Source organism: Streptomyces sp. NPDC050625 (assembly GCF_040654755.1).
Taxonomy (GTDB): domain Bacteria; phylum Actinomycetota; class Actinomycetes; order Streptomycetales; family Streptomycetaceae; genus Streptomyces.
Map to the genome: position 1 here is coordinate 1 of NZ_JBFAIQ010000012.1, position 26,393 is coordinate 26,393.

The window sequence follows — 26,393 nt, forward strand, 5'->3', positions numbered from 1 at the left end:
CGTCCGTCGATGACGATCAGGTCGAGCATCTCGGTGCGCGGGTGCATTTCCACGTTCCCGGCCGCGATCTGCCGCGACAGCGCCTGGTAGGCGCCGAGCAGCAGCTGCTGGCCCGTCTGTCCGCGGGCGTAGAAGGTGCGGGAGACCTGGACGCCGCCGAAGGAGCGGGTGTCGAGGAGTCCGCCGTACTCGCGTGCGAAGGGCACGCCCTGGGCCACGCACTGGTCGATGATCTCGACCGAGATCTGCGCGAGGCGGTGCACGTTGGACTCGCGCGCCCGGAAGTCGCCGCCCTTGACGGTGTCGTAGAAGAGCCGGTGCACGGAGTCGCCGTCGTTGCGGTAGTTCTTCGCCGCGTTGATGCCGCCCTGCGCGGCGATGGAGTGGGCGCGGCGCGGGGAGTCCTGGTAGCAGAACTGGACGACGTGGTAGCCCTGTTCGGCGAGGGTGGCGCCGGCCGAGCCGCCGGCGAGGCCGGTGCCGACGACGATCACCGTGTGCTTGCGCCGGTTGGCGGGATTCACCAGCTTGGCCTCGAAACGGCGCTTGTCCCAGCGCTCGTGGACGGGGCCGGAGGGCGCCTTGTCGTCGACGACGGGCGCGCCGGTCTCGTAGTTCGCGTAGGTTGTCATGTCAGCTCACCACTCCGGTCATGACGCCCACGGGTACGGCGATGAAGCCGGCCGTGAGCAGCAGCGCCAGTACGTTGGCGACGGTCTTCAGGGCGCGGTCGCGGGCGCGGCTGCCGACGCCGAGGGTCTGTGCGGCGCTCCAGAAGCCGTGCCGGATGTGCAGGCCGAGCGCGAGCATCGCGACGATGTAGACGACGTTGCCGTACCAGGTGGAGAAGGTGTCCACGACGTTCTGGTACGGGTGGCCCTCCTGGAAGCCGCCGGAGTGCACGGTGCCGGTGGTCAGGTCCAGGAGGTGCCAGACGATGAACAGGCCGAGGATGATCCCGCCCCAGCGCATGGTGCGTGTGGCATAGCTCGCCCGGGGCCTCTTGTGCACGTACTTGCTGGGGCGCGCCCTGATGTCACGGCGGCTGAGCTGGTAGGCGGACGTGGCGTGGGCCACCACGGCGACGACCAGGACGACGCGGATGAGCCACAGCGTCCACTCGTAGTGCATGAACGGTTCACCGACGGTGCGCAGCCAGTGGGCGTAGTGGTTGAACTCGCCCGCCCCGAAGTAGATCTTCAGGTTCCCGATCATGTGCGCGACCAGATACAGCAGCATGATCAGGCCGCTGACCGCCATCACGGTCTTCTTGCCTACGGTGGAGTCCCACACCGTGCGTGCCATGGACGGCCGTCGGTCCGTCCGCGTTGCCAGAGCCATGAATCAGAACGCTAGGGCCAATGGTCCCGATCGGTCCAAGACATGGTCCGGCTCGTTTCCATAGGCTGGGGCTATTCTTGAACCATGCAGTTCCAGCAGCTCCAGTATTTCGTGGCGGTCGCCGAGACCCGGCACTTCACCCGGGCCGCCGAGCTGGTCCATGTCGCACAGCCGTCCCTGTCCCAGCAGATCAAGGCGCTGGAGCGGGAGCTGGGGGCGGATCTGTTCCTGCGGGCGCGCGGCAACATCACGCTCACCGACGCGGGCGAGGCGCTGCTGCCGCTGGCCCGCCGGATCCTGGCCGACGCCGACACGGCCCGGCACGAGGTGCAGGAGCTGGTGCAGCTGCGCGGCGGCCGCGTCCGGCTCGGCGCCACCCCGAGCCTGTGCACCGGCCTGCTCCCGGACGTGCTGCGGGCCTTCCACGACCGCTATCCCGGCATCCGGCTGCTGATCGAGGAGGGCGGCTCCCACGATCTCGTACGGGAGCTCGCGCGCGGCGCCCTCGACCTCGCCCTGATCGTGCTCCCGCTGCCGCCGGCCTCGCCCGCCCTCACCACGGTGGAACTTCTGCGGGAGGATCTCGTGGTGGTGTCGTCGCCGGAGGCGCCCGCGCCGGGCCGGGGCGCGCCGGCCGTGCACGTCGCCGACCTGGAGGGCGAGCGACTCGTGATGTTCCGGCACGGCTACGACCTGCGCGAACTCACGGTGGCGGCGTGCCGCTCCGCGGGGTTCGAGCCGGACTTCGCCGTGGAGGGCGGTGAGATGGACGCGGTGCTGGGGTTCGTGCGGGCGGGGCTCGGCGTGGCCGTCGTACCGCGGATGGTGGCGACGCGGTCGGGCCGGGGACTGCGGGTCACTCCGTTGGCTCGGCCGGGGTTGCATCGGACGATCGCGTTGGCGCATCGGAGCGATGTGGCTCCGCCTCGGGCCGCGCGTGAGTTGCAGCGGATGTTGCTTGAGCGGTGAGGGTGCTTTGTGCCCGGGTGCGTCTGCCTCGGAGGCGCCGTTGCGGGGTGCGGGTCGTGCGTGGTTGCTCGCGCAGTTCCCCGCGCCCCTCAAGGAACTGCGCAGTTCCCCGCGTCCCTTGGGGGGAACTGCGCCTGCCGTGTTTCAGGGATTCAGCCTGTTGCGTCCACCAGGGCCAGGTCGTGCAGGCGTTCCGGTGGGCCCGGGCGGGCGTAGTACCAGCCCTGGGCCGTGTCGCAGCCCAGGATGCGCAGTTGCTCGGCCTGGGCGCCCGTCTCCACGCCCTCCACGGTGACCGCGAGGTCGAGGCTGTGGGCCAGTGAGACGATCCCCTCGACGATCTTGAGGTCGACGGGGTCGGCGGGGAACCGCTGCATGCTCTGGGTGAAGGAGCGGTCCAGCTTGAGGATGCTCACCGGCAGCCGACGCAGGTTGGCCAGGTTGGAGTAGCCGGTGCCGAAGTCGTCGAGGGCGATGTCGACGCCCATCTCGGCGAGCCTGCGCAGCGGTTTGAGCAGATCGTCGTCGGCGCCGATGAGGGCGGACTCGGTGACCTCCAGGCACAGCGAGTCCGGCGCGACGCCCGCGCGCTCCAGGATCTCCACGGTGTCCTGCACCAGACCGGGATGGGTGAGCTGGCACGGCGAGAGGTTGACGTTGATGCGCAGCGGCCCGTCGGCCGCCCCGTCGTATCGCTCGCGCCAGTCGCGGGCCTGGCGGACGGACTCCTCAAGGACCCAGCGGCCCAACGGCACGATCAGGCCGGTGTGTTCGGCGAGCGGGATGAACCGGTCTGGGCCGAGGACGCCGTGCTGCGGGTGCAGCCAGCGCACCAGTGCCTCGGCGCCGCGCACGCTGCCGTCGCCGAGGTGGACCAGCGGCTGGTACTCGATGAAGAACTCGCCCCGGTCCAGGGCCGCGGGAAGCGCGGTGGTCAGACCGTGCCGGGTGATGGCGCGGGCGTCGGCCTCCGGGTCGGCCAGCTCCGAGCGGTTGCCGCCCGCCGACTTGGCCCGGTACATGGTGATGTCGGCGCTGCGCAGCACCTCGGCCGGGGTGCGCTCGCCCGCCGGGCCCTCGACGATGCCGATGCTGCCGCGGACCAGGAGCTCACGGCCGTCGATTCTGATCGGGGTGACGAGCGCGTGCATGATGCGTTCGGCCAGCTCGTCGACCTCGCGCTCGGTGCCGGGACCGGTGGTCAGCGCCACGAACTCGTCGCCGCCGAGCCGCGCCACCATCTCACCGGGCGCGGTCGCGCAGGACTGGAGCCGGTCGGCGACCTCGACGAGCAGCCGGTCGCCGGCCGCGTGACCAAGGCTGTCGTTGATGGTCTTGAAGCCGTCGAGGTCGAGGTAGCACAGGCCGAAGCGCTGGCCCTCGCCCGCCGCCAGGGCCTTTTCCAGACGCTCGAAGAACAGGGTGCGGTTGGGCAGGCCGGTGAGCGCGTCGTGGGTGGCCTCGTAGCGCAGCCGCAGATTGAGCAGCCGGCGCTCGGTGGTGTCCTCCATCAGCGCGAGCTGGTACTGCGGACTGCCGTCGGCGTCCCTGAGCAGGGAGACCGTGAGATTGGTCCACAGGACCGTTCCGTCGGGGCGGTTGAAGGCCTTCTCGACGTGGTAGTGCTCGCGGTCGCCGCGCACCAGCTCGTCGTAGAGCTTCCAGGTCTGGGGCGCGTCCTCGGGGTGGGTCCACTCCATGACGTTACGGCCCCGCACGGCCTGCTCGGAGCCGCCGAACATACGCAGCAGCGCCCCGTTGACCTGGAGGACGTTGCCGTCGAGGTCGGCGATGCCGATGCCTATGGCCGCGCCCTCGAACACCGCGCGGAACCGGGCCTCGCTGGCGTGCAGCGCCTGGGCGACCACGCCCTGGGCCTGGAGCGCGGCCCGGGCGATGGCCTCCTGCTCGGCCAGGGTCCGCTCGCGCAGCGCCTGCGCGAACCCGGCGGCCATGGAGTGCTGAACCCGCGAGGAGCGCATCCGTAGCTCGTCCTGGGGGCCGTCCGCACCGCAGTAGAGCACCAGGTAGGCGTCGACGCAGTCCAGGGTGCGGGTGAGCGCCTCGGGGTCGGTGCAGTGCGTCTCGATCAGCGCCGCGCCGACCGCCCTGGCCTCGTCGGCGTCGAAGCTGCGGGCCCGTAGCGCGTCGCTCAACCGGCGTGCGAGCGGCAGGAGTTGCTCCTCGAACTCCGGCCGGGTCAGCGACGTGGAGGTCACCGGGAAGACGGCCCGGCTCCAGATCGTCGCGAACCGGCGGAGTCTGTCCTCCGGCCCGTCCGGCTCCGCGGTCACGCCGTACGCCCCACGCCGGCGAATCCGGAGAAGGCGTAGGGATCCTCGTCCTCCGGCGCCGTCTGCGGCCGCCAGTGAGGCATCGGCACCAGCCCGGGTTCCACCATGTCGTACCCCTCGAAGAACCGCGCGATCTCGTCGCGCGAACGCATGATCAGCGGGTTGCGAATGTCCTTGTACACGTCCACCGCACCCTCCGCCCGCTTCGGTGGCAGCGGGATTCCCTCGTACGAGGCATGCGTGAGGATCAGCAGGCTGCCGGGCGCGAGCGCCTCTCGCAGCTCGGCCACCGCACTGTACGGGTCGTCCGCGTCTTCCACGAAGTGCAGTATGGCAACGAGAAGCAGCGCCACTGGCCGATTCGGGTCGATCAGACGCTCCACTTGGGGGCTCGACAGGATCTCCTGGGGCTTGCGGAGGTCCGCGGCGACGACATCCGCGCGCTCGTTGTCCGCCAGGACCGCCTGGCTGTGCGCCACGGCCACCGGGTCGTGGTCGACGTACACGACGCGGGCGTCGGGCCGGGCCGCCTGGGCCACCTCGTGGACGTTGCCGAAGGTCGGGATGCCCGAGCCGATGTCGAGGAACTGGTCGATGCCCTCCTCGGCCGCGAAGGCCACGGCCCGGCGCATGAATGCCCGGTTGGCCTGCATGATCTTCGGGAGGCCGGGCATGAACTCCATGGCCTTGCGGGCCGCCTCGCGGTCGACCTCGAAATTGTGCGATCCGCCCAGGTAGTAGTCGTAGATACGCGAAACGCTCGGCACCGAGATGTCGATGCTTCGTGGGGCCCAGGCGGGACGCTCCATGTATCTCTCCAAGGCGTAGGCGACAGGTCAGCCGATCCGGTGTTCGAGCTGAGGCTACTGATCGCCCGCCAATGGAGCGACCCGAACCGGAAATTGACCGTCCGTTCCCGGTCACTGCCTGGGGCAACGCCGAGCTGCGCTTTGGGTGTGTTCGGCCCGTCGGTCGGGTGCGGGCGGTTCGTGCCAGTCGCCCCGTTACCCCCGTCTCCACGGGGCGCGCGATCCGGCGCCCGCGCACAGCGGTCCGCCCCCTCCGTGCGGTGCGGAGGGGGCGGACCTGTGGTCGCGCGCCGGTTGTCGTGCGTCCGGCACTCTCGCTCGTCCTCGTCCCTCCCTTCCGCGGTGGTCCGATACGACATGGGCGAGGCGATCAACCCTGGGGAGGTGATCTCTACTCCGACGCGCCGACCAGCTTTCCTTCGGGCGAGACGGCGTACCACGTGCCGCCGACGCCCTGCCCGTTGGTGTCCCCGGGGGCCTTGTCACCGGAGAAGGTGTAGATCGGCCAGCAGTTGACCGTCATCTGCTTGGTGCCGGTGTCGGGCCGGGTGAAGCCCATCAGGCCCTTCTTCTTGACGCCCTTGGTGTCGTTCGCGCTGACCTCGGCGACCGCCGGCCACTTCTCCAGGCAGGCTCCGGTGCAGTTCGAGACGGACTTGGGCCATGCCTTGTCCTTGATGAAGCGGTAGACCGTCATACCGTTCTTGTCGACGACGATGTCGCCGAGCTTGGCGTCCTTGCGGACGGACAGGCCGGGCAGAGCGGAGAGGGTCGCCTTCTTGCCATTGGGGGCGAGCGCGAACCACTTGCCGCCCACACCCTGGCCGTTGACGTCACCGGCGTTGACGTCCTTGGCGTAGCGGTACGCCGGCCAGCCGCCGATGGTCAGCTGCTTGGTGCCGTCGGAGCGGGTGACCTCACCGAGGAGCGCCTTGTCGATGCCCTCACCGGCCTTGGCGTCGTCCGCGGGAACCGGCGGCCAGGTGGTGGCGCAGTCGCCGTCGCAGTTCGACTTGGGGGGATTGGCGGTGTCCGCGTCGAATCGGTAGAGGGTGAGACCGGAACCGTCGGTCAGCACCTTGCCCAGGTCCGGGTTGGCGGCCACGGACAGGCTGCCGGCGGGGGCCGCCGGGCTCGGGGAGCTCGAACTCTGGCTGCCGTCGGCGCCGTAGCCGTTGCCGGCGCCGGTCCCCGCACCGGCGGTGGCGCTGCCGTAATCGCCCGCCGCGGCCGTCGCACCGACGTTCTGGGCCGCCGACGACGGAGTGGTGGCATTGTCCTGACCGCACGCCGTCGTGAGCATCAGCACCGATGCGGCCGTCGCCACAAGTGAGGCGCTCCGCCAGGAGGTCTTCATCGTCAACTCCCCATAATCGCCTGGATATTGCAGCGCCTCTGCGCCGCCGCACGACATTGGGTACGGATGGGGACGGGCGTTGTGTTCAACCGGCGCACAAATTTCTTTCCGAACCCTGTGCCACAACCCGCCGCACACCGCACGCGCGTGCGCAATCGCCCGGCCGCTCCGCCCCGCCGTTCAAACCGCCGTGCGGCGCCGGTCCTCCCTTCGGGGCAATCCCCGGGCACGGCGGCGTGGGACGGCGTTCCGCTGCCCATGATCTCCGTCGTGCATGGACCCGAACGGACCCGACTCGCGCCCGCCCCAAGGGTGTTGGCCGTGCTGGCGCTGACGTGGACCCTGGCCGGCTGCCCGGCGGGGCCGGCGGCGGCCGACGCCTGCGCGTACGCCTCGACAGGCCCGGACGGCATGGTCGCGGTGGCCGTCGCCGGGGGCCGCTCCTGGCCGACGCCGCCCGCCTGGCCCACTCCGCCCGCCTGCCCGTCGCCCACTCCGACGCCGACACCCGCCCCGGCACCGCCGAGGCCGACGCCCACCCCGCGTCCGGCCCCGCCCCCACCGCCGAAGCCCGCGCCGAAACCGCCACCCCCGCTCCGGCCGGCGCTCGCCCCCACCCCGACGCCCACTCCCCCGCCACCGAAGCCCGGGCCGAGGCCCACCCCGCACCCCTCGCCCACACCGGTGCGGTACCCGCACTACCGGCCCAGGCCGACCGGAGGAACGACGCACGGGCGTACGTCCCCGGTCACCTACGTCCTGCTCATCACCGTCCCCGCGGTGATCGCCGTCGCCGCGCTGCGTCCGCGCTGACGCGTCGACGCACAGACACGCGCTGTTCTTTGGAGGCACCTGTTGTCGGAATGGCTTGTTCTCACCCTCGCGATGCTGGGCGCGTGCGCCGTGGTGGTCGTCGTCACCCTCGTACGGCATCGCACGGCCGCCGAGGACGACGATCCCAGTGAGACCCCCGACGTCATCGAGTACATGACCATGTGGATCGGTGTCGTGTACGCCATCGTGCTGGGCCTGGCCATCGCCGGGGCGTGGGAGGCGCGCAGCGCCGCCCAGGACCACGTACAGGCGGAGGCCCAGGCTCTGCACGAGGTCTCGGAGCGGGTCCGGGTCTATCCGCCAGATGTCCGCGACCGGATTCGGGCCGATGTCAACGCCTATGTCGGACACGTCGTCACCACCGAGTGGAAGTCGATGACCGACCACGGCCGGCTCACCCCGCGCGGCACCGAACTGCTCGACCGCGTCCGCCACGACGTCACCGACTTCCAGCCGAAGACGGACTTCCAGGCGCAGGCCTACCAGCCGCTGGTCGACCAGGTGGCCACGGCCGACCAGGCGCGCAACGCCCGGGCCGACTCGACCGGGGCGACGATGCCCGGCGTGGTGTGGTTCGGGCTGCTCACCGGGGCCGCGATCACGATCGGCATGGTCTTCGCCCTGCAGATCAGACGCACCCCGCGCGAGCTCGTCCTGGCCGGGCTGTTCTCCGCGACGATCGCCTTCATGCTGTTCCTCATCTGGGACTTCGACGCGCCCTACAGCCGGGGCATCGCGGCGACGGCCGAACCGTTCCTCGCGCTCTTCCCGCACGTCAAGGGATGACGACGGCCAGGGGGTGAGCCCTCACCCGTGCGGCCCACGGACTTGACCCGTTCGCCCTGTCCCGATCGCGGCCGTGGGCCGGCGTGCCTAGCGTTCGAGTCAGCGAGGTGCACGTCAGGCGCCGGCGGAGCAGGTCCGCCGCCGCTCCTCGGTGACAGGAGGGACAGACCATGGGCGCGATACGCGTTGCCGCGGACGGTGTCTGCCCCCGTCAACGCCCCAGCAGGCCTTCGCCCCGGGATCCGTCGAGGACCGGGGCGAAGGCCTGTCACCGTGCGCCGTGCTCTCCGAAGGGGGCCTTGCCAGGGAGAGGGGCCACCCGCTCAGATCCGCTTCTCGTGCCTGCGGCGCACCAGGAACACCCCGCCGCCGATCACGGCCGCGGCCACCAGACCGCCGCCGATGGCCATGTCGGTCTTGGTCGCCCCGGACGAGACGCTGCCACCGACGCCGCCGTTGACGCCGCCGAGCACATTGAAGGCCGCCGGGCGGGTCAGGGTGCGGCCGTTGCAGTTGACGGCGATGTCGAACGGGCCGGCCAGGGCGTCGTTGTTGACCGTCGCGATGCCCCGCGCGGTGTCGTTGGTGCCGGCCAGCGGCGACAGCGCGACGGCGCGGAAGGCACGCGAGGACGCGGTGCCACCGCCCCGGCAGCCCTCCGCCGTGATGGTGAGCCGGCCGCCCGCGGCGATCGCGTTGGGCGCGGCGCTGATGTTCCTCGCGAAGTCACCGAGGTTGTTGTTGCCCGGCCCGTTGTTGTTGCCGACCCCGTTGTTGTTCCCGGCGCCGTTGTTGCTCCCTACCCCGTTGTTTCCCCCGACGCCGTTGTTGTTGCCGGCGGCGTTGTTGTTCCCGGCGCCGTTCTCGTTGCCCTGCCGGGATTCGTTGTTGTTCCCGGAAGCGTTGTTCCCGGCACCGTTGTTCCCGGCACCGTTGTTGTTTCCGTACCCGTCGACATTGCCCGGCCGGTTCTCGTTGTTGCCGGGTCGGCTCTCGTTGTTGTTCCCCGCCCCGTTGTTGTTGCCGTAACCGTTGTTGTTCCCCGGCCGGTTCTCGTTGTTGTTCCCGACCCCGTTGTTGTTGCCATAGCCGTTGTTGTTGCCGGGGCGGAGCCCGTTGTTTCCCAGATCGCCCCCGCCGAGCACGCCACCTACACCGCCGATGCCCCCCACACCGCCGATGCCACCCACACCCCCCACACCGGCCACGCCGCCTACACCACTTACGCCGCCTACGCCGCTCACACCGTTCAGATCGGTGCTGCTCGGACCGCCGCCGCTCCCCACACCGTCCGCGACGGCCGCGGGGGCGGCGAGCCCGAGGGCGGCGACCGTCAAGGCCGCGGCCGCCAGGGCACGTGTGTTCCTCATGTGATCCTCCGCGGGAGGCACCCCGGGACCCGTCCCCGGTCGATCGGCGAGAAAGCACCTCCAGGAAGACCCTCGGGCGCGGGGAACACGCCCGCATTTCGAGAATGGTCCGTCCTGGTGAGCGGACACGCCGACGGAAAACCGCACAATCGGACAACATTGCAGGTCACGGACCGTCAGAAAATTTCCGGTCGATGGCAACTCGGATGGCGCACCAAGGGGTGCCCGGGCCACCCGTTCGCCGTATGCCCCGTCGCCGGTCGCGCGTGCGGGACTTAGCGTTCTCGTATGCGCGAATGACGTGGCGACGGCTTCGTCGAGAGGGGATGGCGAATGTATGCGTCCGGGCTGTCCGAGCTCGTCGAAGTGGAGGACCGGCGAAAGAAGCGCGCCCCTTGGGGCGTGATAGCGCTTGTTCTGCTGACCGGGCTCGCGCTCATCCGGAACGGCTCGGGGGAGTTCGACGTCGGGCCGCCGCAGCCCGCCCGGGCCGCGGCCGCGGCCGCGGACAGCCGGGTGCCCGGTACCACCGTCGCGGGGGGCCGGAAGGACCTGCCGTTCGCCGCGCCCGACCGGGTCAGGATCCCCTCGATCCGGGTCGACGCACCCATCATCTCCGTGGGCCTGGACTCGAACGGCTGGGTCGGCGCGCCGCCGCCCGAGGACCCCAATCTGGCCGGCTGGTTCACCGGCGCCGTCTCGCCCGGGGAAAAGGGCACGGCGGTGATCGTCGGACACGTCGACAACAAGCAGGGCCCGGCCGTGTTCTACGGACTCGGGTCCCTGAAGAAGGGGAATCGCATCGAGGTCGCCCGCAAGGACGGGAAGACCGCGGTCTTCGAGATCTACGGCATCGAGGTCTTCGCGAAGAACAACTTCCCCGGCGACCGGGTCTACGGCTCCAAGGGCACGCCCGAGCTGCGTGTCATCACCTGCGGAGGCGGATTCTCCAAACAGCACGGCTACGACGGGAACGTCGTCGTCTTCGCCCGCCTGGCCGAGGTCCGCTGAGCGTTCCCCGGCGGGGCGGGCCGGACCTCAGACGGTGCGGCGTCGGGGAACGGTGAAGTGGTAGCCGTCGTCGAGCAGATGGGGCAGCCACTTGCGCAGTGCCCGCACGGTCTGCGAGCGGTCGCCCCCCGCGTCGTGGGAGAGCACGACGACCCCGGGAGCGGCGCCGTTCTCCACCCGGTCGATGATGGTGCGGGTGCCCGGAGTGGTCCAGTCGAGGCTGTCGACCGTCCAGGCCAGCGGCTCCATCCCCATCTCGGCGCCCAGCTGGAAGGCCGCTCGGTTCCAGGCACCGTAGGGCGCCCGGAACCACCAGGGCCGTTCTCCGTAGGCGTCCTCGATGACATCACTGGTGCGCACCATCTCGGAGCGGATCTCGGCGCGGTCGAGCTGGGTCAGCAGCGGATGCGTCCAGGTGTGGTTGCCGACGATGTGGCCGGCGTCGGCCATCCGGGCCAGCAGTTCCTTGTTGTCCACGGCCATCTCGCCGCACACGAAGAACATCGCGCGGACGCCGTACTCGTCCAGGGTGTCCAGGATGTCGGGGGTGTAGCGGGGGTCGGGTCCGTCGTCGAAGGTCAGCACCATGAGCCGGCCGTGCACGGGCAGTTCCATGATGGGTTCGCTGCGCACCGCGACCTTGCCGGGCCGCCTGCGCGGCGCTGTGTCACCGGCGAGGGGCTGGAGCCGGTAGGCGTTGGGCTTGAGCGCGGCACGCGCCTGCGGGCCCCAGGCGGGCGCCGCCGACCGTACCGATTCGCCGCCCGTGCCGGACATGAGCAGTCCCGCGGTACCGGCGGCTCCCAGAGCGGCGGCACCGAGCAGCACCCGGCGCCGTGTGAGCAACTGATCCTTCTGCATGACTCATCAGTCGCCCGAAGAGGCTCCGGCGCACCACAGCGACACCGGTACGGCCGCCGAAAAGCACCCGCTCGGCCCAGTCCCGGCGGTCAGCGATGGCGCACAAGGGGGAACGGCAGCGTCTCACGGATGGTCAGTCCGGTGAGGAACATGACCAGTCGGTCGACGCCGACGCCCAGTCCGCCGGTGGGCGGCATCGCGTATTCCAGGGCGTCGAGGAAGTCCTCGTCGAGCTCCATCGCCTCGGGGTCTCCCCCGGCGGCGAGCAGGGACTGGGCGGTGAGGCGGCGCCGCTGCTCCAAGGGGTCGGTCAGCTCGGAGTAGGCGGTGCCGAGCTCGGTGCCGAAGGCGACCAGGTCCCAGCGTTCGGCGAGCCGCGGGTCGGTGCGGTGCTGCCGGGTGAGCGGGGAGACCTCGGTCGGGAAGTCCTTGTAGAAGGTCGGCAGCTGGGTCCTCTCCTCGACGAGCCGCTCGTACATCTCCAGGACGATGTCGCCGTGCCCGTCGTCCGGGGTGTACGGCACACCCGCCCGGTCGCACAGGCGGCGCAGGCGCTCCGGCTCGGTGCCGGGATCGATCTCCTCCCCCAGCGCCTCGGAGATCGCGCCGTAGACCGTGCTGACCGTCCAGCGCCCGGAGATGTCGTACTCCTTGCCCTCCTTGCGGACGACCGGGCGGCCGAAGGCGGCGGTGGCCGCGCCCTGGACGAGTTCGCGGGTGAGGTCGAGCATCACGTCGTAGTCGGCGTGGGCCTGGTAGGCCTCCAGCATCGTGAACTCGGGGTTGTGCTTGTGGGAGACGCCCTCGTTGCGGAAGGTGCGGCCCAGCTCGAAGACCTTCTCCAGGCCGCCGACGCACAGCCGCTTCAGATACAGCTCGGGGGCGATCCGCAGATACAGGTCGAGGTCGTAGGCGTTGATGTGGGTGGTGAAGGGACGGGCGTTGGCGCCGCCGTGGATCTGCTGGAGCATCGGGGTCTCGACCTCCAGGAAGCCACGGTCGAGGAGGCCCTGGCGCAGGGCCTGTACGGCGGTGGAGCGGACGCGGACGATGTCGCGGGCGGCGGGGCTGGTGACCAGGTCGAGATAGCGCATGCGCACCTTGGCCTCGGGGTCGGTGAGGCCGCGGCGTTTGTCGGGCAGGGGGCGCAGGCACTTGCCGGTCAGCTGCCAGGAGGTGACGAAGACGGTCGGCTCGCCCTTTTCACTGCGGCCCGCGCGGCCGGTGGCGGTGATGTGGTCGCCGATGTCGGTGTCGGCGGTGAAGCGGTCGAGGGCGGGACCGAAGTCCCCGCGGGTGAGGGCGAGCTGGTGGTCGCCCGACCAGTCGCGCAGGACGACGAAGACGATGCCGCCGAAGTCGCGGACCAGCATGATCCGGCCCGCGACGGTGACCTCTTGGCCCTCCGTCACCTCGGCCAGGGCATGGGTGGGCCGGGGACTTCCCACGGGATAGGGGTCGGTGCCTTGGGCGCGCAGCCGGTCGACCCGGTGGTGGCGGACGCGGACCTGTTCGGGCAGGCCCGCGTCCGCGGCCGCAAGCCCGGTCTCGCCCCCTCCGTCGAGGCCGAGCTCCGACAGGGGCGGCAGACCCTCGGTGGTCGTGGGCCGCTGCCCGGCCTTCGAGTGCCCCTTTCCCCAGAGTTTGCGCAGCGAAGGTACGGCGACGAAGCCCTCGGCGATTCCGGAGGCGAGGCCGATGCGGGCGAGGGAGGCGGTGTCGGCGTAGCAGATGAAGCGCGGGTACCACTCGGGCAGGTACTTGGCGTTGGAGCGGTACAGGGCCTCCAGCTGCCACCACCGGGAGAAGAACAGCAGCAGGCGGCGCCACAGCCTGAGGACCGGTCCCGCCCCGATGCGGGCGCCCTCCTCGAAGACCGAGCGGAACACCGCGAAGTTGAGGGAGATGCGGTGCACGCCCAGTTTGGGGGCGGCCGCGCAGAGTTCGGCGACCATGAACTCCATGACCCCGTTCGGGGCGGTGCGGTCACGGCGCATCAGGTCCAGGGAGACGCCGTCGCCGCCCCAGGGCACGAAGGAGAGCAGGGCGAGGAGCCGGCCGTCGTCGCTGAGGGCCTCGACGAGGAGGCAGTCGCCGTCGGCCGGGTCGCCGAGCCGGTCCAGGGCCATGGAGAAGCCGCGTTCGGTCTCGGTGTCGCGCCAGGCGTCGGCCTTGTCGACGACCTCCTCCATCTCCGCGTCGGTGAGGGCGGCGTGCCGGCGGACGCGGCAGGTGGCGCCGGTGCGCCGGACCCGGTGCACGGCCTGCCGGATGACGCGCATGTCGCGGCCGTCCAGGTCGAAGCCAGGCACGTGCACGATGGCCTCGTCGCCGAGTTGGAGCGCGCTGAGTCCGCCGCGGACGTAGGCCCTGGCGCCGTCCTCGGAGGCGCCCATCACCGCGGGGGCCCAGGCGTGGCGGCGGGCCAGGTCGAGCCAGGCGGCGATGGCGTGCGGCCAGGCCTCGCGGTCGCCGACGGGGTCGCCGCTGGCCAGGCAGACGCCTGCCTCGACGCGGTAGGTGACGGCGGCCTTGCCGCTGGGCGAGAAGACGACGGCCTTGTCGCGGCGGGTGGCGAAGTAGCCGAGGGAGTCGTCCTCGCCGTAGGCCTTGAGGAGGGCGCGGATGCGGGTCTCCTCGTCGCCGTGCAGGGCGGCCTCCAGGCGCTGTGAGCGGAAGAGGGCGGCCGCGGCGTTCAGCAGGGCGAGCGCGCCGAACAGGCCGAGCACGAAGGTGACGGCGCGGGGCGGGCGGCCGTCGAAGGCCTGGTCGGAGACCAGACCGCCGCACACCCGGTCGGCCGCCCAGGCCAGGTGCTGGCTCTCGGGCAGGGTGCCGGGAAAGAGCGCGACCAGGCCCCAGCCGACCAGGATCGCCACGGCGAGTCCGGCGATCAGCACGGCGAGCGCCCGCCATACGGCGGCGCGCCGGGAGGCGGCGTAGAACTCCTCGCGGGCCACGACCAGCAGGACCAGCGCGAGACCGCACACCACCAGGGACGGGACCGACTCGGCGTACTGGCCGAGCGCGAGGCCGAGGATGTCCGAGAGGACGATCAGGCCCAGATAGACGACGACCAGCCACCAGGCGACCTTCTTGCGGGCGCCGGTGGCGGCGGCCAGCAGGAACAGGAAGACGGCGTAGGCAAGGTTGGCGCTGACCGGGACGAGGAGCAGGTCGAGGGTGTGGACGAGCGGGCGCAGCAGTACGCGCAGCGGGGCGATGATGGCGAGCAGCCCGCACAGCAGTCCGAGGGCGCCGAAGAAGGCCGCGAAGCCCTCGGGCACCCGGCTGAGGAAGCCGCTCGCGGGCGGCCGTATCGGGCCCGCGGCGCTCTTCCCTGTGGCGGCCTCCGCGGTGGCACTCATGTTCCGACTGTAGGAAGGCGCCGTGCGGCTCGCTCGTCGAGCGGTCCCGTGCTCACCGGAGCGGGGTGTTCCGATAGCCTCACAGCTGTGACGGAACAGCACGAACAGCACACGCAACGGTTCGAGCGGGGCACGGACGGGCCGAAGGTCATCGTGGTCGGCGTGGACGGTTCCGACTCCTCGCTGCGCGCCGCGGCCTATGCCGGCGGGCTGGCCCGGCGGCAGCACGCGTTGCTCGCGGTCGTGTATGTGCAGCCGTTGCTCACGGCGGGCGCGGCGCTGGGGGCGCCGGTGGCGGAGACGACCGACGAGATCGCCGAGGATCTGATCGGGCAGATCCGGGACGCGGCCGAGCGGGTCAAGGGGATATTCGACGTGCGCTGGGAGTTCCACACGTTCCGCGGCGACCCGTACAACGGCCTGGTGAAGGCGGCGGACGAGCTGAAGGCGGACGCGGTGGTGGTGGGCGCCTCCGAGCAGGCGGGCCACCGCATCATCGGCTCGGTGGCGGTCCGGCTGGTGAAGGCGGGGCGCTGGCCGGTGACGGTGGTGCCGTAGCCCTTCGGGGTGCCCGCAGCAGCAGCGGCGGGGTCGCCAGCAGCAGGACGCCCGCGAGGGCGATGGCGGTGCGCGGCCCGGTGAGGCTCGCCAGCAGGCCCCACAGGGCGGTGAGCGCGGCGGTGGTGGCCTTGCCGGTGACCGACCAGGCAGACAGGGTGCGGGTGATGCGGTCGTCCGGGGTGCACTGCAGGCGGTGGGTGGCGGAGACCGGGTTGAAGACGCCCGCGCAGGTGATCAGCCCGAGTTCCACGGCCATCACGAGCAGCAGTCCGGGCAGGCCGGGCCGGACGAAGGCCAGTCCGACGGTCCACAGGGCGCGCAGGGTGCCCGCGGTGCGCAGTACCCGCCGCTGCCCGTACCGGGTGACGAGCGGGCGGGCCAGCCGGGAGCCGAGGAGGCCGCCCAGGCAGGGCACGGCGAAGGCGAGGCCGTACTGCCAGGGGGCGAAGCCGAGCGGGCCGAGCATGAGGACGGCCAGCGGCGGTGCGGCAGCCATGATCAGGCCGTTGACCGCGAGCGTATTGAGGAACAGGGGCCGCAGGAGCGGGCTGGTGAGGATGTGCCGCCAGCCGTCGAGCAGGTCGGCGGCGCGCAGACGGGCGGCGCCGGTGCGCTCGGGGTGGTGTTCGCCGCCGCCGACGGCCCGGATGCCGAGGGCCGACAGCAGAAAGCTGACCGCGTTGGCCACGACCGTCGTCACCGGCCCGAACAGGCCGAACGCGGCGCCGCCGAGGGGCGGTCCGAGGACCGTGGCGGTCCAGGTCGTGGATTCGAAGCGGGCGTTCGCGGTGAGCAGTCGGTCGGTCGGTACGAGTCCCTTCAGGAAGGCGCCGGAGGCCGCGTTGAAGGTGATGTCGGCGGCCGCGACGACGACGGACACGGCCAGGAGCTGGCCGAGGCCGAGGACTCCGAACGCGTAGGCGGCCGGGATGCTGAGCAGTGCGGCGCAGCGGACCAGGTCCGTCCCGGCCATCACCGGCCGCTTGCGCCGGAACTCCACCCACGGTCCGAGCGGCACCGCGAGGACGGCGCCCACGGCGGGTCCGGTCGCGGCGAGCAGCGCCACCTGGGCCGACCCGGTGTGCAGCACGAGGACCGCGATCAGCGAGAACGCGTCGAAGGCGAGCCAGGTGCCGAACGCGCTCACCGAGTACGCGGCCCACAGCCACCCAAAGCGCCGTCCCACGCACAACCTCCCGTTGACCGGGCCCATGAAAGCGAGCGGGCGGCCTCCGGATCAAACAACTCGTGGCTCATGAGCCACAACCAACGGTTGTACGGTGAGGGGCATGGACCTCAAGGCGGTGCGCACCTTCGTCGAGGTCGCGGACTCGGGCCAGTTCCAGGAGGCCGCGGCGGTGCTGGCGGTCACCCAGCAGGCCGTGTCCAAGCGCGTGGCCGCGCTGGAGCGGGAGCTGGGTGTGCGGCTGTTCGCCCGGACGCCGCGGGGGGCCGAGCTGACCATCGACGGGCAGGCGTTCCTGCCGCATGCCCGCGAGCTGCTGCGGGCCGAGGAGCGGGCGGCCGCCTCCGTACGGCCGGGCCGCCGGGCGCTGCGCGTCGACGTGATCGGTCAGCGCCTCGCTCCCGCGGCACTGCTGCGCGGCTTCCATCTCGCACACCCCGGGATCGAACTCGACGTCGTGACCCTCTTCGGCGCCGACGCGGCCGTCGCCGCGCTGCGCTCCGGCACGATCGACGCGACCTTCCGCGCCGTCACCATGCCCGGACGGCAGCTCCCCGAGGGCGTCGAGGCGGCCCGGGTCCTCGACGAGCCCCTCCACCTGCTCACCGGGCCGGGCCATGCGCTCGCGGCCGCCCGCTCGGTCACGCCCGCACAGCTCGCCGGGCACCGGATCTGGATGCCCGGGATCGTCCGCGGCACCGAGTGGGCCGCCTACTACGAGGCCCTGGCCGCCGAGTTCGGGCTCACCATCGACTCGATCGGGCCCAACTTCGGCATCGAGGCGCTCCTGGACGCGGTCGCCGACTCCTCGGTGCTGGCGACCTTCATCGGCGAGCAGACCCGGCTGGTCTGGCCCGCCGGCCACGATCTGCGCCGCATCACCGTGCGGGACCCGACGCCGGTCTATCCGCACTCGCTGCTGTGGGAGTCCGCCAACGCCCATCCGGCGCTGGCCGCGCTCCGCTCGCATCTCGCCGCCGCCCGGCCCGCCCGCGCCGGCGCCAGGACCTGGACGCCCTCGTGGGCCGAGGCCGTGCGTGGCGTCTTCCGCGAGGGGCGCCCCTGAGCCATCATGATCCGCCGTCAGCCGTTTCCCGTCGGCGAAGAGGTGAGTCAGATGGCCAAGATGCGCATGGGTGAAGGCATTCTCCGGCGCAAACCCATCGAACACATCGAGGAGACGGAGATCAGCGCAGGACCCCGGCTCGACCGGGCGCTCGGGCTGTGGCAGCTGACCGCGATCGGCATCGGCGGCATCATCGGCGCGGGCATCTTCACGCTCGCGGGCACGGTGGCCAACGGTGTCGCGGGACCCGCGGTGCTCATCTCGTTCCTCATCGCCGGTGTGGCGAGCGCGGCGGCCGCCCTGTCGTACGCCGAGTTCGCCGGGCTCATCCCGAAGGCGGGCTCGGCCTACACCTATGGGTACGCGGTGCTCGGCGAGTTCGCGGGCTGGTTCATCGGCTGGGACCTGCTCCTCGAGTACACGGCGATCGTCGCGGTGGTCGCGATCGGCATCTCCGGGTACTTCGGGTTCCTGGTCGAGGACATGGGCGCGCACCTGCCCGCGTGGATGCTGGGCGCGCCGGGGACCGGGCACGGGCACCGGGTCGATCTGTTCGCGGCGGTCCTGTGTCTGCTCATCGCCTGGCTGCTGAACCAGGGCATCCGCAGCGCGGCCCGCTTCGAGACGTTCGTGGTGGCGCTGAAGGTGCTGGTGGTGCTGGTGGTGATCGGCGTCGGTGTGTTCCACATCAACACGGCGAACTACCACCCGTTCTTCCCGTTCGGCATCAGCGGGGTGTTCACCGGTGCGGCGACCGTGTTCTTCGCGGTCTTCGGGTACGACGCCATGTCGACCGCGGCCGAGGAGTCGAAGGACGCCGCGCGGCACATGCCGAAGGCGATCATCTACTCGCTCGCGATCTCGATGGTGCTGTACGTGGCGGCCTGCCTGGTGCTGACCGGCATGCAGAAGTACACGGAGATCGACCCGGAGAGCGGCTTCTCGTCGGCGTTCAAGTCGGTGGGCCTGGGCGCGCTCGCGGACGTGATCGCGGTGGGCGCGATCATCGGCATCCTCACCGTGATGTTCACGTTCATGCTGGGTGTGACCCGGGTGTGGTTCTCCATGTCCCGGGACGGGCTGCTGCCCGCGTGGTTCGCGAAGACGCACCCGACGCGGCACGTGCCGACGCGCGTCACCTGGATCGTCGGGTTCGCGTCGGCCGCCCTCGCCGGGTTCGTGCCGATCGGCGAGGCGGCCGAACTCACCAACATCGGCATCCTGCTGGCGTTCGTGGTGGTGTGCACGGCGGTGATCGTGATGCGCTACCGGCAGCCGGAGCTGCCGCGCGCCTTCCGTACGCCGTGGATGCCGTTCGTGCCTGCGCTGGGTGTCGTCTTCTCGATCTGGCTGATCACGTTCCTGAAGTGGCAGACGTGGGTGCGGTTCGCCGTGTGGTTCGTGGTCGGTTGCGTGATCTACTTCGGCTACTCGTACAAGCGGTCGAAGCTCGCCGAACGCTGACCACCGTGGAGCACCGCGTCACTGCCCCATGATCAGGCCGTCCTTGGCGGCACCCCGGCTGAGGACGACATCGCGGATCCGGTCGCGCACTCCGGTCAGTTCGGCGCCCTGCGCGATGGCCGCGTCGAGGTTGACGACGCGGCCGGCGTCGAGGTCGTAGAGCTCCGGGATGAACTCGGCCCTGGTCACCTCCCAGCGGCCGCCGGGCCGGGTGGGCGGGGCGAAGGTGAAGCGGCCGATGGTGGACTGGTTGCCGTGCAGGTCCAGGGCTCCCTGGCTGTTGCGCAGGTCTCCGACGACCTGGTCGCCCAGGCCGTAGACCACCCAGGTGCCGTTGACCTTCTCGTAGGCCTGTGGGAGGCGGGCGTGGCTGCCGAGGATCAGGTCGATGTCGGCGCGGCCGCCGGTGTTCGAGGCGGTGAGCCGCTTGGCCAGGGTGAGCTGCTGGTCGTCGGGGTCCTCGCGCCATTCGGTGCCCCAGTTCAGGGAGACGACCACCACGTCGGCGCCCGCCTGGCGTGCGGCCCGGGCGTCGGCGACGATCCGGCGCTCGTCGATCAGATTGAGAGCCCAGGGCTGGTTCGGCGGGAGCGCGAGGCCGTTCGTGTCGTAGGTGTACGACAGGTGGGCGACCTTGGCCGTGCCCGCGGGCATGATCGTGGCGGCGCGTGCCTCGCCCTCGGTGCGTGCCGTTCCGGCGTGCCGCACACCCGCCCGGTCCAGGGCGTCCAGGGTGCGGCCGATGCCGGCGGCGCCGCCGTCCAGCGCGTGGTCGGAGGCGGTGGAGCAGCCGTCGTAGCCGGTGGCGACGAGGCCGAGGGCGACTTCCGGCGGGTAGGTGAAGGCCGGGTAGCCGGTGCGGTCACTGCCCGCGCCGTAGACGGACTCCATGTGACACAGCGCCAGATCGGCCCCGGCGACCACCGGTTGGACCCCGGACAGCATCGGGCGGAAGTCGTAGCCCTGGCCGCCGGCGTCGAAGCGGGCCCGGTCCATGACCGAGGCGTGCGGCAGGATGTCGCCGGAGGCGACGAGGGTGAATCCGCGGGCGGCGGCCGGCGCCGGACGGCCCGGCGGGTCGGCGCCCTGCCGCTCCTGGGCCTGGCAGGCGGCGGCCGTCGCGAGGAGCGCGGTCAGCGCCAGGGCCACCTGTCGTCTGCGTGCGATCATCAACTCACCCCAGAGTCGTCGTATGAGCGGAAAGTCATATCGATAGCCACATGGGTACGAATCTGGATGCCGTCGCAAACGGCTTCGGGCGTCTCATTAACCCGTCCGGTGTCGGGGACCGTGTCTGACGGACCGTTCGTCGCACCGTTCGTCGACGCGATCGACCGTCCGTCGCAGATCCCGGTGCGCACCCTGTCCCGGCGGCGCGGCCTGCGATGCCATACGGCCATGACGGCCGGAACCACCCTCCCCCTCGGCACGACGACCGCCGAGCACGAGCTCGCCGCGCTGCAGCGCGAGCACGGCCGACCCCTGTTCGCACTGCTGCTGCGGCTGTGCGACGGGGACCGGCAGCGCGCCGAGGACCTCGTGCAGGAGACCTTCGTACGCGCCTGGCAGCATCCCGAGGCACTGCGCGCGGACGACTTCGACTCCGTACGGCCCTGGCTGCTGACCGTGGGACGGCGGCTCGCCATCGACGCGCGGCGGGCCCGGCAGGCGCGCCCGCCGGAGGTGGGCGACGCGATCCTGGAGAACGCGCGGGTGATCGCCGATCACGCCGAGGCGTCGGCCGCGGCCCTGGACGTCCGCGAGGCTGTGAAGACACTCACTCCCGAGCACCGTGAAGTCCTGGTGCTGGTGTATTTCCATGGGGCGAGTGTGGCGGAGGCCGCGCAGGCCCTCGGAATTCCGCCCGGTACGGTGAAGTCTCGCGCGTACTACGCGCTGCGCGCCCTGCGCCGGGTGCTTCCGGGATATGCGGCCGACCTGCGGTGAAACCCAGGCCGACGTAAAGCCTTCGCAAAGCGCCTTGCTGAGGACCACGTTTGAGCAATCAGCTGTCTTCATCCGTGTTCCGGATGGGGCCCTGCCCCAGGCCCGGGTTCGGGCGACGCGCACGCACCGGAGGAAGGCAGGAAGGGATGCTGCACAGAGGTCAAGAGAGCACGGACGGCACCGGCGGCGGTGAACTGACCGTTCCCATGGCGTGGTTGTACGCGGAGTACATCGCCGACGAGCTGCTGCGCACCGGCGACCTGATGCCACCGACGTCCTTCGAGTTCCGGGCCGGCCGGGACGCGCTGGCGCTGACCATCTTCCTGTCCGACACCGACGGCGAGCTCTCCGGCATCCGGGTCGTCACCCAGCTGGAGACCTGGCTTTCGCTGACGGCGTACGACCAGCCGTGGCAGGACTGGGTGGCCGAGCGGATGGCCCAGCTGGCCGCCACCGCTGCCGAGTCCGGCGCCCCCTCGCCCGACCTGGACCTCGCGGCCGAGGCCTGGCGCTGGCTGGAGGAGACCGAGCTGCTCGCCCCCGACCTGGACGCGGTGCCGGGGGGCGCCGCGGTGGTCGGCGAGGAGGACGGACCGAAGGTCTGGACACCCGCCTGGCAACTCGGACTGCCCCTCGGACATCTCGCGATCCATCTTTTTTGATTCAGGACCAATCCGCGGGCCCGGCCGCTCCGAATCCCTTGATTACGATTCTGTAGGCGCCTTGAGTGATTCGGCTGTCTGGTGCGTACGGGTGGGAGCAAGGAGTAACCCCACCCACACCCTTCGGCACGAGGATTCTGCATGAGGTCCCTGGAACGGCATCGCGACGTCGGCGCGTACGCGCTCGGCGTGCTGGACGAGGCGGAGGCCTTCCGCTTCGAGGACCACCTCATGGAGTGCCCTCGCTGCGCGGCACACGTGACCGAATTCGGGCCGACGACACGGCAGTTGATGCTGTACCGGCGGGCCACGCCGCGCTTCGTGCACCCCATGACCCAGGCCGGCCCCCGGCTGCTGGACCGTCTGCTCGGCGAGGTCGTCGTACGGCACCGGGCACGCCGCCGGCGCTTTCTGTACGGCCTGGCCGCCTCGGTGGTGATCGCCCTGGCCGGTCCCGGGATCGTCGCCTACGCCGGCCATGAGAGCCAGGCCGTCCGGGTCACGGCGGCGACCGACGCGAAGTCGGGCGTGTGGGCGCAGGTCAGGACCGCGGACGCCGACTTCGGCAGCCAGCTGGAACTGAAGGTGAAGGACGCGCCGGGCCAGAACTCCTGCCGCCTCGTCGCCATCGGCCGCAACGGCTCCGAGGAGATCGTGACCAGCTGGCGCGAGAGCGGCGACGGCGCCGGGACGAACACCATGCGCGGCGGCTCCGCGATGCATCCCGAAGAGATCGTCCGGTACGAGGTGCGCAGCGCGACCGGGGAGCGTCTGCTGACTCTCCAGCCCCGGTAGGGGGCCCGCGGGGGACTTGACCGGAGCACAGCGGCTCGGACTGTACGACGCCTGGTGGACGGTCACGGCCGCCGCGGTCGCCGTCTGTCTCGGACTCTCGGCCTGCTCATGGATCTCACTGCACCTGCGGGTGGACGCCACCTTGCACACCGTCGCCCTCTTCGTGCATCTGGCGTCGCTGGTGCTCGGCTTCGGGGCCGTCCTGTCGGCGGACTACTCCGCGCTGCCCTGGCTGACCGGCCGGTGCACCCTGCGCGAGGCCCTGAGCAGCGCGCACCGGCTGCACGTCCCGATCTGGACCGGCCGCGCCGAACTCGTCGTCAGCGGTGCGATGCTCCAGCCGGACCTCGCCTCCACCGTCACCCGGGTCAAGCTGAGCCTGATACTGGCGCTCACTCTCAACGGGCTGCAGGCCGGACTGCTCACCAGACGCATGGCCCGGCAGCGGGAGGGGGTTCCGCAGCAGCCAGGGCTGAGGCGGGCTCACTTCAGCAGTCGGGACATCCGGCGGTCCGCCAGTGGCTTGCCGCCCGTCTGGCAGGTCGGGCAGTACTGGAGCGAGGAGTCGCTGAAGGAGACCTCACGGATGGTGTCGCCGCAGACCGGGCACGGCTCGCCGGTACGGCCGTGGACGCGCAGGCCGCTCTTCTTCTCCGACTTGAGCCGGCCGGCGGCCAGCCCCCGGGAACGCTCGACCGCCTCACCGAGCGTGCCGCGCAGCGCCTCGTGGAGTCGCCGGATCTCCTCCGGGGTCAGGGACGCGGCGAGCTTGAACGGGGACATCTTCGCCGCGTGCAGGATCTCGTCGCTGTAGGCGTTGCCGACTCCGGCGATCAGGCTCTGGTCGCGCAGGGCGCCCTTGAGCTGCCGCCGCTCGTCCTTCAGCAGGGCGGCGAGACGGGCTTCGTCGAAGTCATCGGCGAGCGGGTCGGGACCGAGGCGCGCCACGCCCGGCACCTCCTGCGGGTCCCGTACGACGTACACCGCGAGGCGCTTTTGCGTGCCGGCCTCGGTGAGGTCGAAGCCCGCGCCGGTCTCCAGCGCGACCCGCAGAGCCAGCGGGCCCTTTCCGGGGCGCGGCAGACCGTCGGGCAGCCGGTCCTTCCACTGCAGCCAGCCCGCGCGGGCCAAGTGCGTCACGAAGTGCAGGCCCTGGTCCCCCTCGATGTCGAGGAACTTGCCGTACCGGCGCACGGCGGTCACCTCGCTGCCCTCGAACGCGCCGACCGGAGGGTCGTACGTCTTCAGCACGCTGATCGCGACCGGCAGCACCCGCACGACCTCATGACCGACCAGCTGCTCGGTCAGAAAGCCCTTGAGCGCTTCCACCTCGGGGAGTTCCGGCATGGCTCCAGGGTGCCATCCGAGGCCGCCCCGGTCAGCCGCGCACGGGCACCCGAGGCCCGGCGACGCGGCAGGGCACTGGAAGAGTCCTCGACCTCCACACGCAGGCGGCGGCCGCTGCCCGTGAGAACTCTCACGGTGCCGACCGCGAAACCCTCGGAGAGCCCCCGCATGGCTCGGGGTGCCATCCGAGGCCGCCCCGGTCAGCCGCGCACGGGCACCCGAGGCCCGGAGGGAGCCCCGTCAGCCGCGCTCCGGTACCAGGAACTCGCACCACACGCATTTGCCGCCGCCCCGTGCCTCCACGCCCCACACGTCGGTCAGCATGTCGACCAGCAGCAGGCCGCGGCCGGAAACCCCCGACTCCCCCGCCTCCCGGCGGCGCGGCAGGGCGCTGGAGGAGTCCTCGACCTCCACGCGCAGGCGCCGGTCGCTGCCGGTGAGGACTCTGAGGGTGACGACCGCGGAGCCCTCGGTGTGCATCAGGGCGTTGGTGATCAGCTCGTCGGCGACCAGCTCGACCTCGTCGGCGCGGTCGCCCGCGCCCCAGGCGCGGACCGCGGCGCGGATCATGTGCCGGGCCAGCGTCAGCGCCTCGGGGTCGCCGGGGGCCACGTGCTGCTGGAGCCGGGCGGGGGTCCGCACGCTGTCCAGGACGCGGCGGCGCAGCAGGAGCAGGGCCACGTCGTCGTCGCCGCCGCGCGCCTCGGCCACCTGGATCAGCCGGTTGGCGAGGCTGCGCACGTCGTCCGGGCCCGCGGCGATCAGCGAGGTGAGGGTCTGCACGCCGTCGTCCAGGTCGGCCCCGGGCTGCTCGACGAGTCCGTCGGTGCACAGCAGCAGGGTCTGGCCGGGGTCGAGTTCGAGGGTGGAGACCGGGTACTCCAGCCGGCCGAACTCGGCGGACAGACCGAGCGGCAGCCCGCCCTCCACGCAGACCCGGTGGCAGCTGCCGTCCGTCCGCCGCACCAGCGGGTCGATATGACCGGCGCGGACCACCTGCACCACGCCGGTGGACAGGTCGGCCTCCGCGTACAGGCAGGTGGCGAAGCGGTCGGTGTCCAGTTCGTGCAGGAAGACGGAGGCACGGGCCATCACGGTGGCCGGGGTGTGCCCCTCGGCCGCGTAGGCGCGCAGCACGATGCGCAGCTGGCCCATGACGGCCGCCGCGTGCGTGTCGTGCCCCTGGACGTCGCCGATGACGGCCCCGACCCGGCCGCTCGGCAGCGGGATGAGGTCGTACCAGTCACCGCCGATGTCCCGGCCGAGGGAGCCCCCGGCGGAGGCGGAACGGTAGCGGACGGCTACATCGGCGCCGGGCACGCTGGGAATGGTGCGCGGCAGCATCGCCTGCTGCAGCCCCTGCGCGAGGTCCTTCTCCTGCTCGTAGAGCATGGCCCGCTGCAGGCTCTGCGCGATGCTGCTGCCGAGCGCGACGATGACGGTGCGCTCCTCGTCGGCGAAGCCCTGCCGGTCGTTGTAGAGAAGCCCCATGGCACCGATCGGGCGGGCCTGGGCGATGAGCGGCAGATAGGCGGCCGAGGTGATGTTCAGGTCGGTGATGTGCGGCCACAGGATCGGGTACCCCTGGGCGAACTCCTCCCGGGACTCGATGAAGCGCGGGCTGAGGGTCCGTACGACCTCGCTCATCGGGTAGGGCTCGTCGATCCGGGTGACCCGGGTGCCGGGTACGAAGCTGCCCTCGGGGCCCTCGGCCACCAGCCGGATCCGCCCGGCCTCCACCAGGCCCATGACCAGACTGGTCGCGCCCAGGTGCCGTACGCCGTGGGTGTCCTTGAGGACGTCGATGACGTCCTGGACGCTGCGGGCGTGCGACAGGGCCGCAGTGATGACCTGCACGACGTTGGTCTGTCTGCGGACCGCCTCGCCCTGGGCCTCCCGCAGGCTGCGCGCCTCGCTGTCCTGCAGTTCCTGTGTGGCGTCCCGGACGATGCCGATGACCCGCCGCGGCCGGCCCGTCTCGTCCCGCCGGATGTAGCCCTGGGTGTGGGTCCAGCGCAGCGTGCCGTCGCGGCAGCGGATGCGGAAGTAGGCGCCGTAGTTCTCGCTGCCGTCCTTGATGGCCCGGGCGACCACGGCGTCGAGCCGGCTGCTCTCCGGCTGGGGCACGCGGAGCGACAGGCTCTCCGGGCGTCCGTCGTACTCCTCGGGGAGGATGTCGAACACCTCGTGGGCCTGGGCGTCCATGTGGAAGAGGCCGTTGTCCAGGTCCCAGTCGAACGAGCCCATGCGGTTGAGCGCGAGAATCGGATCCGGGTGGGCGGGCCAGTCGTCCGGGACTGACAGGGCCGGCGCCCCCTGATCAGCCATGGGGCCACCTTGCCAGGATTCGTCCGATTCTTCGACC

21 protein-coding genes and 1 pseudogene are annotated in these 26,393 nt (G+C 71.3%); 10 read left to right on the top strand and 12 right to left on the bottom strand.

All coding sequences use genetic code 11. From position 1 onward, the window contains the following. Positions 1-632 (bottom strand): FAD-binding protein (locus AB0I54_RS25280; protein ID WP_363298426.1); only part of this gene is annotated, 632 nt, incomplete at its 3' end. A 1-nt stretch (position 633) separates the two neighbouring features. Then, positions 634-1,305 carry a succinate dehydrogenase gene (locus tag AB0I54_RS25285; RefSeq protein ID WP_363298613.1) on the bottom strand — a complete coding sequence of 224 codons (672 nt, stop codon included), beginning with the start codon at positions 1,303-1,305 and terminating at the stop codon, positions 634-636. A 120-nt stretch (positions 1,306-1,425) separates the two neighbouring features. Between AB0I54_RS25285 and AB0I54_RS25290 the strand changes: the two genes are divergently transcribed. Beyond that, positions 1,426-2,310 carry a LysR substrate-binding domain-containing protein gene (locus AB0I54_RS25290; protein WP_363298427.1) on the top strand — a complete coding sequence of 295 codons (885 nt, stop codon included), beginning with the start codon at positions 1,426-1,428 and terminating at the stop codon, positions 2,308-2,310. Between the two features lie 152 nt (positions 2,311-2,462). Here the strand turns inward: AB0I54_RS25290 and AB0I54_RS25295 are convergent, their stop codons facing one another. The 3 genes from AB0I54_RS25295 to AB0I54_RS25305 all read right to left on the bottom strand — a co-directional run bounded on the left by AB0I54_RS25295 (position 2,463) and on the right by AB0I54_RS25305 (position 6,770). Continuing rightward, positions 2,463-4,604 carry an EAL domain-containing protein gene (locus AB0I54_RS25295; RefSeq protein ID WP_363298428.1) on the bottom strand — a complete coding sequence of 714 codons (2,142 nt, stop codon included), beginning with the start codon at positions 4,602-4,604 and terminating at the stop codon, positions 2,463-2,465. Next, entirely contained in the window at positions 4,601-5,413 is an 813-nt protein-coding gene (locus AB0I54_RS25300) for an SAM-dependent methyltransferase (protein ID WP_363298429.1), read from the bottom strand. The genes AB0I54_RS25295 and AB0I54_RS25300 overlap by 4 nt, the downstream gene beginning before the upstream one ends. 391 nt (positions 5,414-5,804) lie before the next feature. Next, entirely contained in the window at positions 5,805-6,770 is a 966-nt protein-coding gene (locus AB0I54_RS25305) for an SCO0930 family lipoprotein (protein WP_363298430.1), read from the bottom strand. A 321-nt stretch (positions 6,771-7,091) separates the two neighbouring features. Here AB0I54_RS25305 and AB0I54_RS25310 point away from each other — a divergent pair, with 321 nt between their 5' ends. Then, positions 7,092-7,583, top strand: a complete 492-nt coding sequence (locus AB0I54_RS25310; protein ID WP_363298431.1) for a hypothetical protein — start codon at positions 7,092-7,094, stop codon at positions 7,581-7,583. Between the two features lie 42 nt (positions 7,584-7,625). Beyond that, entirely contained in the window at positions 7,626-8,390 is a 765-nt protein-coding gene (locus tag AB0I54_RS25315; protein WP_363298432.1) for a hypothetical protein, read from the top strand. Between the two features lie 323 nt (positions 8,391-8,713). Here the strand turns inward: AB0I54_RS25315 and AB0I54_RS25320 are convergent. After that, a pseudogene (locus AB0I54_RS25320) lies at positions 8,714-9,106 on the bottom strand (hypothetical protein); the annotation flags it as partial. Between the two features lie 987 nt (positions 9,107-10,093). Between AB0I54_RS25320 and AB0I54_RS25325 the strand changes: the two are divergent. Then, positions 10,094-10,771: a class F sortase gene (locus AB0I54_RS25325; RefSeq protein ID WP_363298433.1), complete on the top strand. Its 678-nt coding sequence runs from the start codon at positions 10,094-10,096 to the stop codon at positions 10,769-10,771. Between the two features lie 27 nt (positions 10,772-10,798). Here the strand turns inward: AB0I54_RS25325 and AB0I54_RS25330 are convergent, their stop codons facing one another. Next, positions 10,799-11,632, bottom strand: a complete 834-nt coding sequence (locus tag AB0I54_RS25330; RefSeq protein WP_363298434.1) for a polysaccharide deacetylase family protein — start codon at positions 11,630-11,632, stop codon at positions 10,799-10,801. A gap of 89 nt (positions 11,633-11,721) precedes the next feature. Beyond that, on the bottom strand, positions 11,722-15,000 hold the full coding sequence (lysX, locus tag AB0I54_RS25335; RefSeq protein ID WP_363298435.1) for a bifunctional lysylphosphatidylglycerol synthetase/lysine--tRNA ligase LysX: 3,279 nt from the start codon (positions 14,998-15,000) through the stop codon (positions 11,722-11,724). An 87-nt stretch (positions 15,001-15,087) separates the two neighbouring features. Here lysX and AB0I54_RS25340 point away from each other — a divergent pair, with 87 nt between their 5' ends. Beyond that, positions 15,088-15,558, top strand: a complete 471-nt coding sequence (locus AB0I54_RS25340) for a universal stress protein (RefSeq protein ID WP_363298436.1) — start codon at positions 15,088-15,090, stop codon at positions 15,556-15,558. Here AB0I54_RS25340 and AB0I54_RS25345 read toward each other — a convergent pair. Next, positions 15,494-16,774, bottom strand: a complete 1,281-nt coding sequence (locus AB0I54_RS25345; RefSeq protein ID WP_363298437.1) for an MFS transporter — start codon at positions 16,772-16,774, stop codon at positions 15,494-15,496. The genes AB0I54_RS25340 and AB0I54_RS25345 overlap by 65 nt on opposite strands. 76 nt (positions 16,775-16,850) lie before the next feature. Here AB0I54_RS25345 and AB0I54_RS25350 point away from each other — a divergent pair, with 76 nt between their 5' ends. Further along, entirely contained in the window at positions 16,851-17,813 is a 963-nt protein-coding gene (locus AB0I54_RS25350; protein ID WP_363298438.1) for a LysR family transcriptional regulator, read from the top strand. Positions 17,814-17,864: 51 nt separating this feature from the next. Continuing rightward, the gene (locus tag AB0I54_RS25355; RefSeq protein WP_363298439.1) at positions 17,865-19,277 is read left to right on the top strand and encodes an amino acid permease; all 1,413 of its coding nucleotides are present in this window, start codon (positions 17,865-17,867) and stop codon (positions 19,275-19,277) included. Between the two features lie 18 nt (positions 19,278-19,295). Here AB0I54_RS25355 and AB0I54_RS25360 read toward each other — a convergent pair whose 3' ends face one another. After that, the gene (locus tag AB0I54_RS25360) at positions 19,296-20,447 is read right to left on the bottom strand and encodes a CapA family protein (protein ID WP_363298440.1); all 1,152 of its coding nucleotides are present in this window, start codon (positions 20,445-20,447) and stop codon (positions 19,296-19,298) included. 228 nt (positions 20,448-20,675) lie between these two features. Between AB0I54_RS25360 and AB0I54_RS25365 the strand changes: the two genes are divergently transcribed. From AB0I54_RS25365 to AB0I54_RS25375, 3 genes are all read left to right on the top strand, one after another. Beyond that, positions 20,676-21,224 (top strand): sigma-70 family RNA polymerase sigma factor, encoded by a 549-nt coding sequence (locus tag AB0I54_RS25365; protein ID WP_363298614.1) that lies wholly within the window; start codon positions 20,676-20,678, stop codon positions 21,222-21,224. Positions 21,225-21,370: 146 nt separating this feature from the next. After that, positions 21,371-21,886, top strand: coding sequence for a hypothetical protein (locus AB0I54_RS25370; RefSeq protein WP_363298441.1), 516 nt, complete (start codon positions 21,371-21,373; stop codon positions 21,884-21,886). A gap of 141 nt (positions 21,887-22,027) precedes the next feature. Further along, on the top strand, positions 22,028-22,681 hold the full coding sequence (locus AB0I54_RS25375) for a zf-HC2 domain-containing protein (protein ID WP_363298442.1): 654 nt from the start codon (positions 22,028-22,030) through the stop codon (positions 22,679-22,681). Positions 22,682-23,164: 483 nt separating this feature from the next. Here AB0I54_RS25375 and AB0I54_RS25380 read toward each other — a convergent pair whose 3' ends face one another. After that, positions 23,165-24,028, bottom strand: a complete 864-nt coding sequence (locus AB0I54_RS25380) for a DNA-formamidopyrimidine glycosylase family protein (protein WP_363298443.1) — start codon at positions 24,026-24,028, stop codon at positions 23,165-23,167. Positions 24,029-24,268: 240 nt separating this feature from the next. After that, positions 24,269-26,356, bottom strand: coding sequence for a SpoIIE family protein phosphatase (locus tag AB0I54_RS25385; RefSeq protein WP_363298444.1), 2,088 nt, complete (start codon positions 26,354-26,356; stop codon positions 24,269-24,271). Between the last annotated feature and the right edge of the window lie 37 nt (positions 26,357-26,393).

What these genes read in the sequence shown, in the direction of transcription:
- AB0I54_RS25285 (WP_363298613.1), bottom strand. Translation starts at nt 1,305, where the DNA reads ATGGCACGCACGGTGTGGGACTCCACCGTAGGCAAGAAGACCGTGATG.
- AB0I54_RS25350 (WP_363298438.1), top strand. Translation starts at nt 16,851, where the DNA reads ATGGACCTCAAGGCGGTGCGCACCTTCGTCGAGGTCGCGGACTCGGGC.
- AB0I54_RS25330 (WP_363298434.1), bottom strand. Translation starts at nt 11,632, where the DNA reads ATGCAGAAGGATCAGTTGCTCACACGGCGCCGGGTGCTGCTCGGTGCC.
- AB0I54_RS25375 (WP_363298442.1), top strand. Translation starts at nt 22,028, where the DNA reads ATGAGGTCCCTGGAACGGCATCGCGACGTCGGCGCGTACGCGCTCGGC.
- AB0I54_RS25385 (WP_363298444.1), bottom strand. Translation starts at nt 26,356, where the DNA reads ATGGCTGATCAGGGGGCGCCGGCCCTGTCAGTCCCGGACGACTGGCCC.
- AB0I54_RS25325 (WP_363298433.1), top strand. Translation starts at nt 10,094, where the DNA reads ATGTATGCGTCCGGGCTGTCCGAGCTCGTCGAAGTGGAGGACCGGCGA.
- AB0I54_RS25365 (WP_363298614.1), top strand. Translation starts at nt 20,676, where the DNA reads ATGACGGCCGGAACCACCCTCCCCCTCGGCACGACGACCGCCGAGCAC.
- AB0I54_RS25370 (WP_363298441.1), top strand. Translation starts at nt 21,371, where the DNA reads ATGCTGCACAGAGGTCAAGAGAGCACGGACGGCACCGGCGGCGGTGAA.
- AB0I54_RS25290 (WP_363298427.1), top strand. Translation starts at nt 1,426, where the DNA reads ATGCAGTTCCAGCAGCTCCAGTATTTCGTGGCGGTCGCCGAGACCCGG.
- AB0I54_RS25360 (WP_363298440.1), bottom strand. Translation starts at nt 20,447, where the DNA reads ATGATCGCACGCAGACGACAGGTGGCCCTGGCGCTGACCGCGCTCCTC.
- AB0I54_RS25300 (WP_363298429.1), bottom strand. Translation starts at nt 5,413, where the DNA reads ATGGAGCGTCCCGCCTGGGCCCCACGAAGCATCGACATCTCGGTGCCG.
- AB0I54_RS25345 (WP_363298437.1), bottom strand. Translation starts at nt 16,774, where the DNA reads ATGGGCCCGGTCAACGGGAGGTTGTGCGTGGGACGGCGCTTTGGGTGG.
- AB0I54_RS25355 (WP_363298439.1), top strand. Translation starts at nt 17,865, where the DNA reads ATGGCCAAGATGCGCATGGGTGAAGGCATTCTCCGGCGCAAACCCATC.
- lysX (WP_363298435.1), bottom strand. Translation starts at nt 15,000, where the DNA reads ATGAGTGCCACCGCGGAGGCCGCCACAGGGAAGAGCGCCGCGGGCCCG.
- AB0I54_RS25305 (WP_363298430.1), bottom strand. Translation starts at nt 6,770, where the DNA reads ATGAAGACCTCCTGGCGGAGCGCCTCACTTGTGGCGACGGCCGCATCG.
- AB0I54_RS25380 (WP_363298443.1), bottom strand. Translation starts at nt 24,028, where the DNA reads ATGCCGGAACTCCCCGAGGTGGAAGCGCTCAAGGGCTTTCTGACCGAG.